Source organism: Streptomyces sp. NPDC002671, assembly GCF_053592475.1.
Genome location: NZ_JBSFVU010000028.1, coordinates 1 through 18297, shown reverse-complemented (window position 1 = coordinate 18297; position 18297 = coordinate 1). Strand labels below are relative to the sequence as shown.

Genomic DNA, 18297 nt, shown 5'->3' with positions numbered 1-18297 from the left:
GCGGGAGAATGGAGAGACCATGACCGAGCAGTTCGACTTCTCCGCGTCCTCCGAAGAGGAAGTCCAGCGGGAGGTCACCGAGCTGGAGCGGAAGTCCGCGACGGCGGCCCGCATCTTCGACCTGCGCCGCATCATCGGCGGCCTGTTCGTGCTGTACGGCGTCATCGTCACGGTCACCGGCATCACCGACTCCCGGGCCGAGATCGACAAGGCCCAGGGAGTCAACATCAACCTGTGGACCGGCATCGGCATGCTGATCCTGGGCGTGTTCTTCCTGACGTGGCTGTGGCTCCGGCCCACGCAGAAGCCGCCGGCGGCACCCGACGAACGCGGGTGAGCGAATCCCCCCTCGGCCCTGTCGGGCCTAGCTACCGCCGGTCAGCGGGCCCGCTCTGTCCAGCAGGCCCGTCCGGGCCGCCAGCGCCGCCGCCTCCAGGCGGGAGCCCACGCCCAGTTTCATCAGGACCCGCTGGACGTGGGTGCGGGCGGTGCTGGGGGCGATGCCCATGCCGGCCGCGATCAGGCGGGTGTCCTCGCCCTCGGCGACCCGGACCAGGACCTCCACCTCACGCGGGGTCAGCATCTGGAGCAGGCGCTGGCCCTCGTCGTCCGGCTGGGCGGCGGGGTTCAGCAGTTCGCCGAACGCGCCCTGGAGGAGCTGCGGGGCCACCGCCGCCTCCCCTGTCCTGGCCTTGATGATGGCCCGCTCGACGCCCTCGATGCGCTCGTCGTGCCGTACGTACCCCGACGCGCCCGCGGCGAAGGCCGCCGCGATGCCCCGCGGGGACGGCACCGGGCCCAGCACCAGCACCGCCACCTGCGGGCGCTCCCGTTTGATCCGCACCACCGGGTCGAAGACCCCCGGCTCGGCCGGTGTCGCCGTACCCAGCAGGCACACCTCCGGCGCCCGCGCGATGACCAGCTCGGCCGCGCCCGCGGCCGGTGCCGCCGCCGCGAGCACCCGGTGCCCGCGCAGCTTCAGTGCCGACGCCAGCGCCTCCGCGAGCAAGCGGTGGTCGTCGACGACCATGAGCCGCACTCCCATAGAGCAACCCCCCAGCAACCCCCGCCATTCATGCCCCCGGAAGCTACACGCTTGTTCGACGTCGCGCTGCCCCTATGCAGGAGAAGTGCCCCGGATCGATGAAATCCGGGGCACTTCTCGGTAACCAGCGCATTGGCGCGCGGCAGGGCGTGCGGGCGCCCGCGTCAGCCGTTCGTGCCGAACGCCGCCACGAGGTACTCCTTCTTGTGCAGCGAGGAGTCCGCCTTCTCCGCGAACACCTGCGACATGTACAGCCGGCCCTGCGCGTAGAGGATCTCCGAGTAGTCCGGCAGCATGCTGGTCTCGGCGTCGCGCGCGCTTTCCTTGGCCGGGTTCTCCAGCAGCTTGGTCGCCTTGAAGGAGCCGCCGTCGATGCTGACGATCTGGCCGCCCTTGTCGTACGGCGGGCGCTTGTAGGCGATCAGGTTGGGGCCGTCCATGCGCAGCGGCGAGAGCAGGTAGCCGTCGCCGGCCTCGGCGCGCTGGCCGGTCTGCTTGCCGGTGTTCAGGTCGAAGGCGATGATCTCGTTGGTCTGGCTGTAGTCGCCGGTGCCGTCGTGCTCCTCGGTCGGCACGTACAGCCTGCCGTTGCCCGCGACGACCTGCTTGCAGTCCTCGACCCGGGTGATGCCGTCGCAGCGACCGCCGTAGGTGTCGCCGGGCGCGGAGATGCGGGCGAGCAGCTTGCCGGTCTTGGCGTCGATGGAGAAGTAGTCCGAGATGCCGCTGCCGTCGCCCGCGCTGTCGCCGACGTCGGCCGCCACGACCAGCGGGTCGGTGGAGATGACGGAGGCGTACTCGATGCCCTGGGCCATCTTGTACTCGGCGATCACCTTCCCGGTCTGCGGGTCGATGTTCTGGATGTGCAGCTGCCGGTTGTCGTACTCGCCGCACTTGCGCACCGCCACCAGCTTCGTACCGCCGCCGTAGCCGGCGTCGTTGCAGGTGTCGTCCGACTTGGGCTGCCAGAGCAGCTTGCCGGAGGCGATGTCGAAGGCGGCACCGCCGTAGCTGCTGCCGACCGCGACGGTGTGCTGAGCGACCGTCACATTGTCGAAGTCGATCGGATCTTCACCGCTGTTGATCGACTTCGACCACAGCAGCTTGCCGGTGTCGAGGTCGACCGCACCGATCTTGCTGCACCCGGCGGAGGAGTCCTTCGGGGGCATCTTCGGCTGGAAGACGATCGCCGTCCTGTCGTCGTCGGTGACGTGGCCGGTGGCCTGGCACACCGGGCCGGGCAGCTTGAGCGTCCACTGCTTGGAGCCGTTGGCGGGGTCGTAGCCGTCGATCTCGGCGACGCCGGTCTTGGCGTACACCTTGTCGGTCAGCCACGAACCCGAGGTGACGACGGTGTCGTTCGTCTTGGGCATCGGGACCTCGAAGAGGACGTTCGCGGCGGTGTTCGCCGGAACCTTCTCCTTGCCGCCACCCGTGCCGCCGGAGTCGCCCTTGTCGTCCTTGCCGCCGGTGCCGCCGCTGGAGCCGGCGGTGTCGTGCTTCTTGCCGTCGTCCCCGGAGGAGGAGGCGTACCAGATGCCGCCGACGACGATCAGCGCGATGGCGGCGACCGCCGCGACCACGATCATCAGCGTGCTGTTGTTCCGCCCGCCGCCGGACTGCCCCGGCTGGGGCTGCATCGGCATGGTGGGCGGCTGGCCCGGGTAGCCGTAGCCCGGCTGCGCGGGCTGGCCGTACCCGGCCTGCGGCTGCATCGGCACGGTGGGCGGCTGGCCGTAGGCCGGGGGCTGCGGGGCGTACGGGTTCTGCTGGACGCCGGGGTAGCCGTAGCCGGGCTGCGGCGCCTGCGGAGGCTGGGGGGCCTGGGCGGGCGGGGCCTGCGGGGGCTGCGGTGCCTGCGGGTAGCCGTAGCCGGGCTGGGGCTGCGGGGGCTGGTCCTGCGGCGGGCCGAAACCGCCCTGCTGGGGGGGCTGGTTCGGCGGCGGCGGAGGCGGCTGAGTCATGACGGGGGTACCTCGGTGAAGCTCTAAGGGCCGAAGGACGGCGCGGAATCTGAGGACGAGGAGACGGAGAGCGGGACCGGCCGGGCTCAGTTGCCGAAGGCCATCATCAGCTTCTCCTTCGAATCGTCGTTGCCGTTCAGCTCGGTGGAGGAGATGAAGAAGCGCCCGCCGACCCAGTCGACCCGGCCGAGGTAGAAGCTGTCCTCGATCTGGGCGGTGCCCGAGGGGTTCTGCAGCAGCTTGGCCGGCGTGTGCGAGGAGCCGCCGGTCGGGATCGACAGCACCTGGCCGCCCGCGTCGTACGACGGCTGCACATAGGCGATGAGCTTGCCGTCCTCGACCTTGACCGCGGTCATCGGCTCGTCCGCCGGGGACTTGACCCGCCACTTCGCCTTGCCGGTGGACAGGCTGATCGCGACGATCTCGTTGGCGCCGCTGTCCGAGTCCGTGGGCAGGTAGAGCGTGTCGTCGTCGACCGCGGCGCCCTGGCAGCCCTGCAGGTCGCGCTGGAGGATCCCCGGGCCGCAGTTGGGCCCGAACTTCTCGTCGACCTTCACCTCCGAACGGAACTTGCCGGCCTTGGTGAAGGTGGAGATGTTCCAGGCCTTCTCGTCCTCGTTGGTCGCATAGACCACGAGCGGGCTGACGGAGTAGGTGCGCGCGATCGTCCAGCCCTTCTTGAACGGCTGCGTCCACTCGACCTTGCCGGTGGCCGGGTCGAGTTCGGAGATCTCGTCGTGCTCGGTGCCGGTGCTGACGCCGCAGGAGGCCACCTGGATCAGCCGGTTGGCGTCACCCGCGTACGCGGCCGGGTAGCAGGCGTTGCCGTACTTCTTCTTGTCGAACAGCTTCTTGCCGGTGTCGACGTCGTACGCCGTGCCCGACTCCTCGCGGGCCACCATCAGCGTCTTGCCACTGATGGTCAGTTCGATGACGAGCGCGCTGTCGAACAGCCCGCCGTCGGCGACCTCGCCGCTCCAGCCCTTCTCGCCCGTGGCGAGGTCGATCTGCTGGAGCTGGTTGCACTTGGCGTTGTCGCTGACGCCGCTCATGTACGCCACGACGACCTTGCCGTCCGGCGACGGCTGCGGGGTGGCCGCGCAGATCTTCTGCGGGAAGGTGATCGGGCTCCAGGCGGGAGTGCCGTTGGCTATGCCGAACCCGAAGACCTGCTTGTACGCCGCCTTCACCACGGTCTTGTCGGTGATCCACATCCTGGGCGCGTGGGCGCCGGAACCGGGTGCGTCGGGGGCGCCCTTGTACCAGAGGACCTTGGCCTCGCCGGGCTTGCGGCCCTCGTTGAGGTTGTCCGGGTCCGAACCACCGTCGCCGCTGCCGTCGCCCGGGTTGACCGGCTGGGACGCGGAGGGCTTGTCGTCGCCGCTCTTCTCGGCGACCGGCTTCTTCTTGCCGCCGCCGTCACCGCCGCCCGTGACCGCGAAGACGGTGCCGCCGACGACGAGCAGCGCGGCCACGGCGGCGGCGATGATCACCACCGGCTTGCCCTTGAGCCCCTGCTTGCCGCCCCGCGGAGTGCCGGGCGCGCCCGGGTACTGCGGCTGCTGCGGGTAGCCGTAGCCGGGCTGGGGCTGGGCCGCGTACGGGCCCGGCTGCTGCGGTTGGCCGTAGGGGCCGGGGGTGCCCGGTGGGGTGGGAGCGGCGCCGTACGGGCCGGGCTGCTGGGGGTAGCCGTAGCCGGGCTGGGGCTGCGGGGGCGTTCCCGGGGCGCCTTGGGGTGCGCCGAAACCGCCCTGCGCCGGCGGGGTCGGAGCCCCGAATCCGCCGCCCTGCGGCGGCTGGTCCGGTGGCGGTCCGAAACCGCCCTGCGGCGGCTGGTTGGGCGGCTGAGTCATCAGCGCTCTTCCCCCTCGTTCCCCGTTTTTCAGCCACGCCCTGAGGTTCGTGACAGATACAGAAGTCGTTCTCAGACAGTTCTCAGACGGCCATTTCTATCACCGGCTCCGACAGCAAACGGGCCGGATCCGCCCCTGTTCCCAAGGGAGGACCGGCCCGTGATGCCGTCGTTACGCGCCTTCACGCCCCCTTCACGGGGCGCGCGCAAGCCTGTTGCGACTACTGCGCGCAAGGCCTCTGCCTCTTACGCGTCCTCGGCCAGCTCCAGCCAGCGCAGCTCCAGTTCCTCGCGCTCCCCGGCCAGATCCCGCAGCTGGGCGTCCAGTTCGGCCACCTTCGCGAAGTCGGTGGCGTTCTCGGCGATCTGGGCGTGCAGCTTGGACTCCTTCTCGGAGACCTTGTCCAACTGGCGCTCGATCTTCTGGAGTTCCTTCTTGGCGGCGCGCTGGTCGGCGGCGCTCTTCTCCGCGGTGGCCGGCTTGGGAGCCGCGGCGGCGGCCTGCGCGGCGACCGCCTCCTCCATGCGCTGGCGCCGCTCCAGGTACTCGTCGATGCCGCGCGGCAGCATGCGCAGGGTGCTGTCGCCGAGGAGGGCGAAGACACGGTCGGTGGTGCGCTCGACGAAGAACCGGTCGTGGGAGATGACGATCATCGAGCCGGGCCAGCCGTCGAGGACGTCCTCCAGCTGGGTGAGGGTCTCGATGTCGAGGTCGTTGGTCGGCTCGTCCAGGAAGAGGACGTTGGGCTCGTCCATGAGGAGGCGCAGCAGCTGGAGCCGGCGACGCTCACCACCGGACAGGTCCCCGACCGGCGTCCACTGCTTCTCCTTGCTGAAGCCGAACGTCTCGCACAGCTGTCCCGCCGTCAGCTCCCGGCCCTTGCCGAGGTCGACGCGCTCGCGCACCTGCTGCACGGCCTCCAGCACCCGCCAGTTGGGATTGAGTTCGGCGACTTCCTGGGAGAGGTAGGCGAGCTTGACGGTCTTGCCGACGGCGATACGACCGCCCGCGGGCTGCGCCTCGCCCTCGGTGCGGGCCGCGTCGGCCATGGCCCGCAGCAGCGACGTCTTACCGGCACCGTTGACACCGACGAGACCGATGCGGTCGCCGGGGCCGAGCTGCCAGGTGACGTGCTTGAGCAGCTCCTTGGGCCCGGCGTTCACGCTGACGTTCTCGAGGTCGAAGACGGTCTTGCCGAGCCGGGAGGAGGCGAACTTCATCAGCTCACTGCTGTCCCGGGGCGGCGGCACGTCGGCGATCAGCTCGTTGGCGGCCTCGACGCGGAAGCGCGGCTTGGACGTACGCGCGGGGGCGCCGCGGCGCAGCCAGGCCAGCTCCTTGCGGATGAGGTTCTGCCGCTTGACCTCTTCGGTGGCGGCGATCCGCTCGCGCTCCGCGCGCGCGAAGACGTAGTCGGAGTAGCCGCCCTCGTACTCGTACACGTCACCGCGCTGCACGTCCCACATGCGGGTGCAGACCTGGTCGAGGAACCAGCGGTCGTGGGTCACGCACACGAGCGCGGACCGCCGGTTCTGCAGGTGCTGGGCGAGCCAGGCGATGCCCTCGACGTCGAGGTGGTTGGTGGGCTCGTCGAGGACGAGCAGGTCCTGCTCCTCGATGAGCAGCTTGGCGAGCGCGATCCGGCGCCGCTCGCCACCGGACAGCGGTCCGATGACGGTGTCGAGCCCCTTGGGGAAGCCCGGCAGGTCCAGCCCGCCGAACAGCCCGGTCAGCACGTCGCGGACCTTGGCGTTGCCGGCCCACTCGTGGTCGGCCATGTCGCCGATGACCTCATGGCGGACGGTGGCGGCGGGGTCCAGGGAGTCGTGCTGGGTGAGCACCCCGAGGCGCAGCCCGCCGGAGTGGGTGACCCGTCCGGTGTCGGCCTCCTCCAGCTTGGCGAGCATCCGGATGAGGGTGGTCTTGCCGTCACCGTTGCGGCCGACGACTCCGATCCGGTCACCCTCGGAGACGCCGAGCGAGACGCCGTCCAGCAGGGCACGGGTGCCGTACACCTTGCTGACGTTCTCGACATTGACCAGGTTGACGGCCATTTCACTCCTGCCCCGGGGGATGGATCGACCTTCCAGGGTAGTCGGAGGTCAGCCCTCGCTTCTCTGCTCCTCCTGGCGGCGCTGGTAGTACCAGACCGCGAGCACCGGCAGATGCTCCTCGGCGAGGTCCGCCTCGATGGGGCCGATGTGTGCCTTGGCCTCCACGCAGCGCGGGTCGTCGCGGTGGGCCAGGGCGGCGACGGCGTAGATCCTGGTGCGCTGGCGCTCGTCCCGCGCGAGTTCCAGCAGCGCATCCGCGATCTTTGGCCCAGGGCCCCGGTAGTGCATGAGGAGGTGGCACGTACTGGCGCGTACGTCCGCGTCCGGGTCGCGCGCCAGGCCGAGCACGGCGTCCAGGCTCTCCTGGCGGTACCCGCCCGCGTCGGGGGCCAGCAGCTCCGGCACCCGGGAACGGATGCGGGGATCCGGATGCGCGGCGTACCGCAGGCCGACCGCCTCGATCTGCGGGTCCTCGGTCCACGTCAGCGCGTTGAGCAGGACCTCGAGCACCTCCACGTCCCGCTCCCGTTCGGCCCAGGGGACCAGTTCCTTCGCCCGGTCCGGGAACGGCTGGCGTCCTCCCACCGGGTCTCCGATGATCAAGGACAGCAGCACATCGGCGGCGAAGAGACGGTTCAGCGGGTCGGGGTCGCGGCTCAGGTCCTCGGCCGCGGCCCAGGTCTCGTCGTCCAGCCGCTTGGCCAGCGCCAGCACCGTCTCCGACCACGCCTGGTGATCCCGGTCCGGGTACGCCCGGGCGCGCGCGAGGAGCTCGTCGAAGGGCGTGCGCAGCCGGAGCTTCGCCTCCAGACTCGTGAGGATCGCCGGATGCCCGTCGCACAGCGTCTGCCCGCCGAGCGTGAGCTTCTCGTACCAGCAGCCGGCCTCGTCGTCCAGCCTGGTGCGCTCGACCGGCCCCGGCAGGCCGGTCCGGCGCCGCAGTTCGGTCTCCGGGTCGGTCCGCGCCCAGTGGCGGGCACGGTCCAGCAGTTCCTCGCGGGCCGGGCCGGGACGGCGTACCACCTCGGGGAACACGGCCCACATCAGCCACAGCGAGCCGCTCTCCACCGCCCGCAGCAACGGGGTGGTGCCGTCGGGCAGCCCGCGCAGCGCGTCGGCCCCGGCCTCCACCAGGGCCCCGGCGACCGGCTGGTCGTACGCGGCGATCGCCCGGCACAGCACCGGGACACCCGTGCTCTCGTCGAGTGTGTCCGGATCGGCCCCTGCGTCCAGCAGCTCCCGGACCTGCTCGGCGTCCCCGCTCCGTACGGCTGCGACGAGCCGTCCCCCGTCCCCCGTACTCATGCGTCCGCCCCTTCGGCCGTCGGCCGTTCCCCGTGGAACCGGCTGAGCGAGCCTAGAAGGACCCCGCCGGCCGGGGCAGCCGAATTACTGCGCGGCGGGGTGCTCGGCCGCCGTGGCACCCGGCGAGCGCGAGGGCGGCGCGGGCGGCGAGGTTGGTGCGGTCCAGGGGGACCTGCCCGGCGTCCGGGCCCTCACAGGTGACGCGCAGCTCGTCGGCCGGGGTGACGGTGACCTCGTCGTACAGGCCGACGGCGAGGAAGACGTTGGCCAGGTCGTGGAAGCCGTCGGGGCGGGCGGCGCCGACGGCGAGCTGGACGTTGACCTTGGCCGGGACGCGCACGATGACGCTCACTTGCCGGACTCCTCCTCCGGGGGTGCGGGGGTCGCTCCCCGCGATGACGCAGCCCCGGCGGCCTTCGCCCTGCGGTCCTCGTAGCGCCGGGCGGCGTCCAGCATCCAGTCGTCCCCCCAGGGCTCCCCGTCGGCGGCCTCTATGCGGCGGCTCGCCTCCACGCAGCGCGGGTCGTCCTTGTTGGCCAGCCCGTACATGGCGTACACGCGGGTCGCCGGATCGTCCTCGTCGACGAGGGCGGCCAGCGCGTCCCTGATCTCCTGGTCGCGTCCCGGGTACTCCGCGAGCCACATGCACGCCGACCGGCGGACCGCCAGGTCGGGGTCGCGGGCGAGGCCGAGCACGGCGGCGAGGCCGGCGGGCCGTTCGAGCAGTCCGCCCTCGCCCCGTTCCAGGGTGTCCGGCACCAGGGCGCGCACCCGGGGATCCGGATGCGCGCGGTGCGACAGGCCCACGTCCTCGATCTCCGGGGCGTCGTCCTGGTGGGCGAGCCCGTTCAGTACGGCGGCCAGCACGCGCGGGTCGCGCTCCGTGCGGGCCCAGGGGAGGAAGACCCCGGTGCCGAGTGCGTCGAAGGGCGTGCGTCCGTCCAGTCCGGAGCCGATGCCGAGGAAGAGCAGCACGTCGGCGGCGAAGAGCCGGTGCAGCGCCTCGGGGTGCCGGCTCAGTGTCACGGCGGCCTGCCAGGTCTCGTCGTTCTCCCGGCGCCCGCCGAGGACGTGGGCGGCGGCGAACCACACCACATGATCAGGGTCCTGCCGTGCGAGCGCCCGCTCGAGCAGCTCCTCGAACGGCACCCGCACCCCGTGCCACCGCTCCAGCTCACACAGGATGCCGAGGTGGGCGTCGCGCGCCGTCAGCCCGCCGAGGGCGAGCTGCACGCTGTGGCTGGCCCCCCAGCGGCTCTCGACGACTTCGCGCCGCACCGGCCCCCGCGCCCCCGACCTGCGGCGCAGCTCGGCCTCCACACCGGTGTCGGCCCAGTGCCGCGCCCGCGCCAGCGCCTCGCGGCGTGCGTCCTCGGCCATGCGTTCGGCGGGCGGCAGGACCTCGTCGACGGTGTCCGGGTCGCCGGCGTCGATCGCCCGCAGCAGCGGGGTGGTGCCGTCGGGCAGGGGGCGCAGGGCGTCGGCTCCCGCCTCCGTCAGGGCCTCGGCGACCTTGTGGTCGTATGCGGCCACGGCGAGACACAGGACGGGGACGTCCTCGCCGGGCACGAGCGTGTCCGGGTCGGCCCCGCCCCGGAGCAGGTCCCGTACAGCGTCCGCGTCACCCCGGCGTACGGCGGCGACGAGTGCGTCTGCGGTCATGCTGTTCCCCCCTTCACAGCTCACAGCCCCCCCTGCTGTCGTCCCGCTGTCGTCACACGCCGGCGCTCACGCCCGTTTCGCGCGCTGTGGTCAGCACCGTGGCGCCCGGCGCGGGAGCCTCTGCCGTGCGTACCGTGCGGCAGGTGCCGGAAGCGCGCAGGGCCTCGGCGATCGAGGCGGCCGACTCGGGGTCGCGGGCCAGGAAGGCTGTGGTGGGGCCGGAGCCGGAGACGAGCGCGGTGAGGGCGCCGGCGGCGCGGCCCGTGGCCAGGGTGTCGGCCAGCTCCGGGAACAGGGAGAGCGCGGCGGGCTCCAGGTCGTTGGAGACGGCGGCGGCGAGCGCGTCCGGGTCGCCCTTGGCGAGCGCCTCCAGCAGGTCCGGGGAGGCGACGGGCTCGGGGATCTCGCGGCCCTCGGCGAGCCGGTCGAACTCGCGGAAGACTGCCGGGGTGGACAGCCCGCGCTCGGCCATCGCGAACACCCAGTGGAAGGTGCCGCCGACCTCCAGGGCGGTCAGCCGCTCGCCGCGCCCGACCCCGAGGGCCGCGCCCCCGACCAGGCTGAACGGCACGTCGCTGCCCAGTTCGGCGCAGATGGCGAGGAGTTCGGCGCGGGAGGCACCGGCGCCCCACAGGGTGTTGCAGGCGAGCAGCGCCCCGGCGCCGTCCGCGCTGCCGCCGGCCATGCCGCCGGCGACCGGGATGTCCTTGGCGATGTGGATGTGCACGGCCGCTTCGATGCCCCGGCGCCCGGCGAGCGCGAGGGCGGCGCGGGCGGCGAGGTTGGTGCGGTCCAGGGGGACCTGCGCGGCGTCCGGGCCCTCGCAGGTGACGCGCAGCTCGTCGGCCGGGGTGACGGTGACCTCGTCGTACAGGCCGACGGCGAGGAAGACGTTGGCCAGGTCGTGGAAGCCGTCGGGGCGGGCGGCGCCGACGGCGAGCTGGACGTTGACCTTGGCCGGGACGCGCACGATGACGCTCACTTGCCGGACTCCTCTTCCGGGGGTGCGGGGGTCGCTCCCCGCGATGACGCGGCCTCGGCGATGCGCGCGAACTCCTCGACCGTCAGCGCCTCGCCGCGCGCCTGCGGGGAGACACCGGCCGCGACCAGCGCCGCCTCGGCGGCAGCGGCGGAACCGGCCCAGCCGGCGAGGGCGGCCCGCAGGGTCTTGCGGCGCTGTGCGAAGGCGGCGTCGATGACGGCGAAGACCTCCGCCTTGGAGGCCGTCGTCTTGATCGGCTCGGTCCGCCGGACCAGGGAGACGAGCCCGCTGTCGACGTTCGGCGCGGGCCAGAAGACGTTGCGCCCGATGGCCCCGGCCCGCTTCACCTCGGCGTACCAGTTGGCCTTCACGGACGGCACGCCGTACACCTTGTTCCCGGGCGTGGCGGCGAGCCGGTCGGCGACCTCGGACTGCACCATCACCAGCGTCCGCTCGATGCTCGGGAACGTGTCGAGCATGTGCAGCAGCACGGGGACGGCGACGTTGTACGGCAGGTTCGCCACCAGGGCCGTCGGCTCGGGGCCGGGGAGTTCGGTGACGTGCATCGCGTCGCAGTGGACGAGGGCGAAGCGGTCGGCGCGCTCCGGCATGCGGGCGGCGATGGTCGCGGGCAGCGCGCCGGCCAGGACGTCGTCGATCTCGACGGCGGTGACCCGGTCGGCGACCTCCAGCAGCGCGAGCGTGAGGGAGCCGAGCCCCGGGCCGACCTCGACGACCACGTCGTCGGGGCGGACCTCGGCGGTGCGGACGATACGGCGGACCGTGTTGGCGTCGATCACGAAGTTCTGACCGCGCTGCTTGGTGGGCCGGACACCGAGCGCTGCCGCAAGCTCACGGATGTCGGCGGGGCCGAGGAGGGCGTCGGGGGTGGGGCTGCTCACGGGACAAGGGTACGGGGGTGTGGTCGGCGGGATTGCCAGGTGCCCCGGCGCTGCGGCTGCGCGGCTACCCGTGCAGCCTCGCCCCGCAGTGCGGCCAAGGGCTGGCCCCCCGGCGGGTGTACAGCTTCTTCGCCCGGAACGTCTGTTCCTCCGCCGATGCGTCCTGGGGGCGGCCGGTGCCGCCGAGGCTGTGCCAGGTCTGGATGTCGAACTGGTAGAGCCCGCCGTACGTCCCCGAGGGGTCGACGGCGTGGGGACGGCCGCCGGACTCGCACGCGGCGAGGCCCTGCCAGTTGAGGTGGTCGGCGCTCTGCACGGACGGCGGCAACGGCTTGGTACCCACCCTGACCAGCTGCGTGCGCGGCCAGCGCACCACCTCGGACTGCTCCCGGCGCGGCTTCTGCTTCACCCCGTTGACGGTGCGCAGCAGATACGTGACCCGGCGCAGACCGGGCTGCCCGGACTGTGCGACGACCTCGGCGCCCTTGAAGAGGGACGGGTCCGCGGTCCGCTCGACCTCGAACGGGATCTGCTCCTCGCGGACCTCCCTGCCGCCGGTCACCCGCAGCACGGTCACCGTCTGCCCGTCGCGCGGGAAGCTGTCCGGCGGCACGGAGGTGGCGTCCTGGCCGCGGAGGGTGATCCCGGCGTCCTCGACCGCCTCCCCGACGGTGGCCGCGTTGGTGCGGATGGTGCGGGTGCGGCCGTCCGCCATGATCGTGACGGCCCGCTCGGTGCGCACGTCGAGCGCGAGCCCGGCGCGTCCGATGCTCTGGGAGCCCAAGGCAGACAGGTAAGCACCCTCCGCGCGCACCCCCAGCTCTTCGAGCGCCCCTTCCACCGTGCGCGCCGTCGTCCACACCTCACTCCGCTCGCCGTCCAGCGTGAGCCGCAGGGGGCGCCCGTAGCGCACGCCGACCTCGTCGCCGCTGGCGAGCGCCTTGCCGGGGACGGGTGCGACCACGTCGTGCGGCCCGACGTGCACGCCCTCCTCGGCGAGCAGTCCCCTGACGTCGTCGGCGAAGGTGTGCAGCGTGCGCGTGCTGCCGTCGACGCTCAGCTCGACCGCCTTGTCCTTGGCGACGAACGCGGTGGTGCCGCCGGCCAGGAAGGCCACGACCAGGGCCTGCGGCAGCAGACGGCGCACGGCGGACTCCGGGCGCTCGCCGTAGCGCGCCCTGCGCCGGCGCGTGGCCCGCCCGCCCGCTCCCGCCTGCCGCGGCAACGGCAGCACCGGCTCGGCCTCGTAGGCGGGCCGGTAGGTGTCCCGGTACACGCCGGAGGGCAGCGTCTCCGCCAGGTGTACGGGGACGTCATGGCCGTAGGGGCCGTACACCTCGTCGTACGCCTCGCCGTACGCCTCGTCGTACGCCTCGTACTGCGACTTGCTCACGCCGACACGCTCCAGAAGGCCAGAGGGGTCCGGATAGGCCCCCAGAACCTAGCCGAGCCGCCGTCACTCTCCAAAGCGACGCGACTACGCACTGTTGTCCGCGGAACGTTCGGCCAGTGTTCAGTAACCGAAGGCGCGGGCGGTGTTGGCGCCCAGGGCCGTCGCCAGCGCGTCCTCGTCGATGCCGCGCACGGCGGCCATCGCGCGCACCGTGACCGGGATGAGGTACGGCGCGTTGGGCCGTCCGCGGTAGGGCGCCGGGGTCAGGAACGGCGCGTCGGTCTCCACCAGGACGAGCTCCAGCGGGGCGACGGCGAGGGCGTCGCGCAGGTTCTGGGCGTTCTTGAAGGTGACGTTGCCGGCGAAGGACATGAAGTAGCCCTCGCGGGCGCAGATCTCGGCCATCTCGGCGTCGCCGGAGTAGCAGTGGAAGACGGTGCGCGCGGGGGCGCCCTCCTCCTTCAGGACGCGCAGGACGTCGGCGTGGGCGTCGCGGTCGTGGATGACGAGGGCCTTGTCGTGCCGCTTGGCGATCTCGATGTGCGCGCGGAAGGACCGCTCCTGGGCCGCCTTGCCCTCGGGCCCGGTGCGGAAGTGGTCGAGGCCGGTCTCGCCGACGCCCTTGACCTGGGGCAGGGCGGCCAGCCGGTCGATCTCGGCGAGGGCCTCGTCCAGCGCGGCGTCACCGCCGGGCACACGGGCGCCCTGCCGGGACCAGCCGTCGGGGTCGCCGTGGACGATGCGCGGGGCCTCGTTGGGGTGCAGGGCGACCGTCGCGTGGACGTTCTCGTACGCGGCGGCGGTCTCCGCCGCCCACCGCGAGCCCTTGATGTCGCAGCCGACCTGGACGACCGTCGTCACGCCCACCGACGCGGCCTTGGCGAGGCCCTCCTCGACCGTGCCGGACTGCATGTCGAGGTGCGTGTGGGAGTCGGCGACGGGCACCGCGAGGGGTGCCGGGAGCGGCGGGGCCGCGTTCTTGTCGTCCTTGGAGGTGCGACCGGCGTTCGAAGGCATGCTCCGATCCTACGAAAGGGGCACCCCGGCAAACGCCGGTGCTCCGCTCAGCTCGCCTTGCGGTGGAAGGGATGCAGGAGATCGGACAGGTGCCAGTGGTGGTGCCCCTTGGCCTGCTCGGGCGCCTGATCGGGCGCCTGCGCCGGGCCTGCCTCGGCCACGGGGTGGTGCTGCCGCCGGGCGGCGTCGCGCACCGACGAGACCTGCCCCGCGCGCATGATCCGCACGACGTGGTGGTCGCAGTTGTGGCACGTGGGCCGGCTCAGCGGGGACGGCACGATGCGGCCGTCGGCCACGTACACCACGAACTCCTGGCCGTCGGCGTCCGTGTGGTGCTCTATCTCGTACGACTGCTCCCAGCCGTGCCCGCAGCGCATGCAGGCGAATGCGTACGACTCGTGAACGACGGCTGTGGCCGTACCGCGGAGGCCGGTCTGTCCTGCGATCTCGCTCATGCCAGCTCCTCTTGTCCGCTGGACGAAGGGACGGGTGCTCCCCTTCGACCAGTGGACGCCTTCACCGGCGCGAACGCAGCTGTCCTGTCGAGTGTTGGAGCCGTTTTGAGCCTTCCTTGCCGAAACGGCCCCGGTCGGCCCTACCTGGCTTTGCTTTCGGCGACAGCCTTTTGCCCTCCCATGGGGCGCGCGCTCAGTCGAGAAGCGCCCTGCTCAGAGGGGGTGTGTGCCGCCTCACCCGGCGGAGCGCTTCGCCGCGACCACGGCGTCGAAAACCACCCTCTTCGGCAGCCCGGCCTCCACAGCCACCGCCGCGATCGCCTCCTTGCGCCGCTCACCCGCCTCCTCGCGGACGCGAACCCGGCGGACCAGTTCCTCGGCGTCCAGTTCCTCCGGGCCGGCCTCCGCGGCGCCCTCGACCACCACGGTGATCTCGCCGCGCACCCCCTCGGCGGCCCAGCTCGCCAGTTCGCCGAGCGGGCCCCGCCGTACCTCCTCGTACGTCTTGGTCAGCTCGCGGCAGACGGCGGCCCGCCGGTCCGCGCCGAAGACTTCGGCCATGGCGGCGAGGGTGTCGTCCAGGCGGTGCGGGGCCTCGAAGTAGACGAGCGTGCGCCGCTCGCCCGCGACCTCGCGCAGCCGGGAGAGCCGCTCGCCCGCCTTGCGCGGCAGGAAGCCCTCGAAGCAGAACCGGTCGACGGGCAGCCCGGACAGGGCGAGCGCGGTGAGCACGGCGGACGGGCCGGGCACGGCCGTGACCCGGATGTCCTTCTCGACGGCGGCGGCGACCAGCCGGTACCCGGGGTCGGAGACCGACGGCATCCCGGCGTCGGTCACCAGCAGCACGCGGGCGCCGCCGAGCAGCTCCTCGACCAGCTCGGGGGTGCGGGCGGCCTCGTTGCCCTCGAAGTACGACACCACGCGGCCCTTGGGCGTCACGCCGAGCGCCTGGGTGAGCCGGCGCAGCCGCCGGGTGTCCTCGGCGGCGACGACGTCGGCGCCCGCCAGCTCCTCCGCCAGCCGGGGCGGCGCGTCCGCGATGTCGCCGATGGGGGTACCTGCCAGGACAAGGGTTCCAGTCACGCCCCCATCCTCCCAGGACCGGCGGAAAGGCTCGCAACGGCGCCGGAACGCCACGCATCCGGCCCGTACGACCCATGCACGGGACTCACACAGAAGGGTTCCCTACGATGGCGCGGTGACCAGTACCGCGTCCTCCACGGACCTCCGGCAGGACCAGTCGCCGCACGACCAGCGGCCGTCGTGGCAGCAGCGGCTGCGCCGATTCGGCTACGCACCGGCCGAGGGGGCGCCCGCGGGCGACGTACGCGAGCGCCTCGTGCCGCCGTACGCCGAGCCGAGCCGGCGGCTGTGGCAGGCGCTGGGCGTGCCGCCGGCCCTGGGCGGCCGGTTCACGCGCTGGTCGGGCTGGGGCGGGCCGCTGCTGGTGACGCTGATGGCGGGCCTGATGCGGTTCTACAACCTGGGCAGCCCGCGTGCGGTGATATTCGACGAGACGTACTACGCCAAGGACGCCTGGGCGCTGGTCCACCGGGGCTACGAGGTCAACTGGGACAAGAACGCCAACGACCTGGTCCTGCAGACGCACGGGCACCTCGCGATCCCCTCGGACGCGGCGTATGTGGTGCACCCCCCGGTCGGCAAGTACATGATCGGGCTTGGCGAACTGATGTTCGGGTTCAACCCGTTCGGCTGGCGCTTCATGACGGCGCTGCTCGGGACGCTCTCCGTCCTGCTGCTGTGCCGGATCGGGCGCCGCATGTTCCGCTCCACCTTCCTCGGCTGCCTGGCGGGCGCGCTGATGGCGGTGGACGGGCTGCACTTCGTGATGAGCCGGACCTCGCTGCTCGACGGCGTGCTGATGTTCTTCGTGCTGGCGGCGTTCGGCTGTCTCGTCATCGACCGGGACCGGTCCCGGGAGAAACTGGCCGCCGCGCTTCCGGTCGCCCCCGACGGCCGGGTCCGCCCGGACGCGCACGTGGGCAACACCTTCCGCTTCGGCTGGCGCCCCTGGCGCTGGGCGGCCGGGCTGATGCTGGGCCTCGCCATCGGCACGAAGTGGAACGGCCTGTACATCCTGGCCGCGTTCTGCCTGATGGCCGTGTTGTGGGACGTGGGCGCCCGCAAGGTGGCCGGCGCCCGGCACCCCTACCTGGCGGTCCTCAAGTACGACACCGGCATCACCTTCCTGGCGACAGTCCCGGTGGCGATCGGCGTCTACCTGCTCTCCTGGACCGGCTGGATCCTCTCCCCGGCCGACGGCACCGGCGGCTACTACCGCAACTGGGCCGCCACCGACGGCAAGGGCGGCAACTGGACCTTCCTGCCGGACTGGCTGCGCAGCCTCTGGCACTACGAGCACGAGGTGTACAAGTTCCACGTCGGGCTCACGTCCCCGCACACCTACCAGTCCAACCCGTGGAGCTGGATCGTGCTGGGCCGCCCGGTGTCGTACTTCTACGAGTCCCCCGCCCCCGGCACGGACGGCTGCCCGGCGAACGCAGGGGAGAAGTGCGCCCGGGAGGTGCTGGCGATCGGCACACCACTGCTGTGGTGGGCGGCCTGCCTCGCGATCCTGTACGTGCTGTGGCGCTGGGCGTTCCGCCGCGACTGGCGGGCGGGCGCCATCGCCTGCGGGATCGCGGCGGGCTATCTGCCCTGGTTCATGTACCAGGAGCGGACGATCTTCCTGTTCTACGCCGTCGTCTTCGTACCGTTCCTGTGCCTGGCGGTGGCAATGATGATCGGCGCGATCATCGGCCCTGCGGGCTCCGGTGAGACCCGCCGGGTGATCGGCGCGTCGACGGCGGGCGTGCTGGTGCTGCTGATCGCCTGGAACTTCATCTACTTCTGGCCCCTGTACACGGGCACGGCCATCCCGATCGACTCCTGGCGGTCGCGGATGTGGCTGGACACCTGGGTCTAGCTGGGCGGCCTGGCGGCCGGCGACCGGTGGTGCCGCGAAGCGATGTCGCGCGGCGTGCAACCCGCCGTGAGTGTTTGGGAGTACCTACGGGCGGACGTCCAAGCCGCGGCCACCGCTCCTGGTGGTCGCTGCAGGTCGGCACGCGGGCCCAGCGCGCCGGCCGTCGAGGACCGCCCGGCGTGGCGTCGGGCGGCTGCTTTGAAGGAGAAATGCTCCGTGGCTCTCAGTTTTGCCAGGAAGGCAGTCATGGCGACCGTCGCGGTCGCCGCGCTCGGAGGGGTCTCGTTCGGTGCCTCCGCGAGCGAGGCGGCGTCGGGCTCGGCCGTCCACCCGGCGTCCGCACCCGCCTCCGTCGTCGCCAAGCGGTCTGCTTCCGTTCACCGGCAGGTGCCGCAGGTGGTCACGCAGGTGATCGGTAAGGGCCGAGTGGACGGGCACCGTTGGTCGGTGGCGCTGGAGTTCCACCGGACGCTGCCCAAGGGCTACACCCTGCCCAAACTCCCCGACGGAACCACGGCACCGGGCACAGCACTGCTGTGCCAGCGCATGTACATCGGCGGCGTCCGCATCGACCACCAAGGCGGCCCCTGGGCCGACTGCCAGCCCGTCACCGGCACACACGACCCCCACGCCTCAGGCGAAATGGGACTGTGGGGCCTGCACGACAAGGGCCTCAGCGGCAGCCGACTCATGGTCTCCAACCCCGAAGCCGACGTCG

The 18297-nt window shown here is 72.2% G+C and carries 15 protein-coding genes and 1 pseudogene; 3 read left to right on the top strand and 13 right to left on the bottom strand.

Annotation, left to right across the window (positions count from 1 at the left end; genetic code table 11):
• Nucleotides 1-19 precede the first annotated feature (19 nt).
• The gene (locus tag ACWD35_RS33765; RefSeq protein ID WP_451355158.1) at nt 20-337 is read left to right on the top strand and encodes a hypothetical protein; all 318 of its coding nucleotides are present in this window, start codon (nt 20-22) and stop codon (nt 335-337) included.
• Nucleotides 338-364: 27 nt separating this feature from the next.
• Here the strand turns inward: ACWD35_RS33765 and ACWD35_RS33760 are convergent, their stop codons facing one another.
• The 13 genes and pseudogenes from ACWD35_RS33760 to rsmI all read right to left on the bottom strand — a co-directional run bounded on the left by ACWD35_RS33760 (nt 365) and on the right by rsmI (nt 15715).
• On the bottom strand, nt 365-1045 hold the full coding sequence (locus ACWD35_RS33760) for a helix-turn-helix transcriptional regulator (protein WP_451355157.1): 681 nt from the start codon (nt 1043-1045) through the stop codon (nt 365-367).
• Nucleotides 1046-1209: 164 nt separating this feature from the next.
• On the bottom strand, nt 1210-3009 hold the full coding sequence (locus ACWD35_RS33755) for an outer membrane protein assembly factor BamB family protein (protein ID WP_451355156.1): 1800 nt from the start codon (nt 3007-3009) through the stop codon (nt 1210-1212).
• Nucleotides 3010-3095: 86 nt separating this feature from the next.
• Nucleotides 3096-4862, bottom strand: coding sequence for an outer membrane protein assembly factor BamB family protein (locus ACWD35_RS33750; RefSeq protein WP_451355155.1), 1767 nt, complete (start codon nt 4860-4862; stop codon nt 3096-3098).
• A gap of 245 nt (nt 4863-5107) precedes the next feature.
• Complete coding sequence (locus ACWD35_RS33745; RefSeq protein WP_451355154.1) at nt 5108-6916, bottom strand: ABC-F family ATP-binding cassette domain-containing protein; 1809 nt, start codon at nt 6914-6916, stop codon at nt 5108-5110.
• Between the two features lie 48 nt (nt 6917-6964).
• Nucleotides 6965-8221: a hypothetical protein gene (locus tag ACWD35_RS33740; RefSeq protein ID WP_451355153.1), complete on the bottom strand. Its 1257-nt coding sequence runs from the start codon at nt 8219-8221 to the stop codon at nt 6965-6967.
• Between the two features lie 109 nt (nt 8222-8330).
• Nucleotides 8331-8573: pseudogene (locus ACWD35_RS33735) on the bottom strand (4-(cytidine 5'-diphospho)-2-C-methyl-D-erythritol kinase); the annotation flags it as partial.
• Nucleotides 8570-9883, bottom strand: a complete 1314-nt coding sequence (locus ACWD35_RS33730) for a hypothetical protein (RefSeq protein WP_451355152.1) — start codon at nt 9881-9883, stop codon at nt 8570-8572. The pseudogene ACWD35_RS33735 and the gene ACWD35_RS33730, both read right to left, overlap by 4 nt.
• 52 nt (nt 9884-9935) lie before the next feature.
• Nucleotides 9936-10865, bottom strand: coding sequence for a 4-(cytidine 5'-diphospho)-2-C-methyl-D-erythritol kinase (locus ACWD35_RS33725; RefSeq protein ID WP_451355151.1), 930 nt, complete (start codon nt 10863-10865; stop codon nt 9936-9938).
• Nucleotides 10862-11767, bottom strand: a complete 906-nt coding sequence (gene rsmA, locus ACWD35_RS33720) for a 16S rRNA (adenine(1518)-N(6)/adenine(1519)-N(6))-dimethyltransferase RsmA (RefSeq protein ID WP_451355150.1) — start codon at nt 11765-11767, stop codon at nt 10862-10864. Before rsmA ends, ACWD35_RS33725 begins: the two co-directional genes overlap by 4 nt.
• A gap of 64 nt (nt 11768-11831) precedes the next feature.
• Complete coding sequence (locus ACWD35_RS33715) at nt 11832-13160, bottom strand: ubiquitin-like domain-containing protein (RefSeq protein WP_451355149.1); 1329 nt, start codon at nt 13158-13160, stop codon at nt 11832-11834.
• 120 nt (nt 13161-13280) lie between these two features.
• The gene (locus ACWD35_RS33710) at nt 13281-14177 is read right to left on the bottom strand and encodes a TatD family hydrolase (RefSeq protein ID WP_451355148.1); all 897 of its coding nucleotides are present in this window, start codon (nt 14175-14177) and stop codon (nt 13281-13283) included.
• Nucleotides 14178-14224: 47 nt separating this feature from the next.
• Entirely contained in the window at nt 14225-14632 is a 408-nt protein-coding gene (locus ACWD35_RS33705) for a hypothetical protein (RefSeq protein WP_451355147.1), read from the bottom strand.
• A 234-nt stretch (nt 14633-14866) separates the two neighbouring features.
• Nucleotides 14867-15715 (bottom strand): 16S rRNA (cytidine(1402)-2'-O)-methyltransferase, encoded by an 849-nt coding sequence (gene rsmI, locus ACWD35_RS33700; protein ID WP_451355146.1) that lies wholly within the window; start codon nt 15713-15715, stop codon nt 14867-14869.
• 115 nt (nt 15716-15830) lie between these two features.
• On the opposite strand from rsmI, the gene ACWD35_RS33695 reads away from it, so the two are divergent.
• Both ACWD35_RS33695 and ACWD35_RS33690 read left to right on the top strand, forming a co-directional pair.
• Nucleotides 15831-17579, top strand: a complete 1749-nt coding sequence (locus tag ACWD35_RS33695) for a dolichyl-phosphate-mannose--protein mannosyltransferase (RefSeq protein WP_451355145.1) — start codon at nt 15831-15833, stop codon at nt 17577-17579.
• Nucleotides 17580-17825: 246 nt separating this feature from the next.
• The coding region (locus ACWD35_RS33690) for a hypothetical protein (protein WP_451355144.1) at nt 17826-18297 on the top strand (472 nt) is incomplete at its 3' end.

Coding starts and splice junctions, on each gene's coding strand:
- ACWD35_RS33755 (WP_451355156.1), bottom strand. CDS start 3,009: ATGACTCAGCCGCCTCCGCCGCCGCCGAACCAGCCCCCCCAGCAGGGC.
- ACWD35_RS33760 (WP_451355157.1), bottom strand. CDS start 1,045: ATGGGAGTGCGGCTCATGGTCGTCGACGACCACCGCTTGCTCGCGGAG.
- ACWD35_RS33745 (WP_451355154.1), bottom strand. CDS start 6,916: ATGGCCGTCAACCTGGTCAATGTCGAGAACGTCAGCAAGGTGTACGGC.
- ACWD35_RS33730 (WP_451355152.1), bottom strand. CDS start 9,883: ATGACCGCAGACGCACTCGTCGCCGCCGTACGCCGGGGTGACGCGGAC.
- ACWD35_RS33740 (WP_451355153.1), bottom strand. CDS start 8,221: ATGAGTACGGGGGACGGGGGACGGCTCGTCGCAGCCGTACGGAGCGGG.
- ACWD35_RS33765 (WP_451355158.1), top strand. CDS start 20: ATGACCGAGCAGTTCGACTTCTCCGCGTCCTCCGAAGAGGAAGTCCAG.
- ACWD35_RS33750 (WP_451355155.1), bottom strand. CDS start 4,862: ATGACTCAGCCGCCCAACCAGCCGCCGCAGGGCGGTTTCGGACCGCCA.
- ACWD35_RS33710 (WP_451355148.1), bottom strand. CDS start 14,177: ATGCCTTCGAACGCCGGTCGCACCTCCAAGGACGACAAGAACGCGGCC.
- ACWD35_RS33705 (WP_451355147.1), bottom strand. CDS start 14,632: ATGAGCGAGATCGCAGGACAGACCGGCCTCCGCGGTACGGCCACAGCC.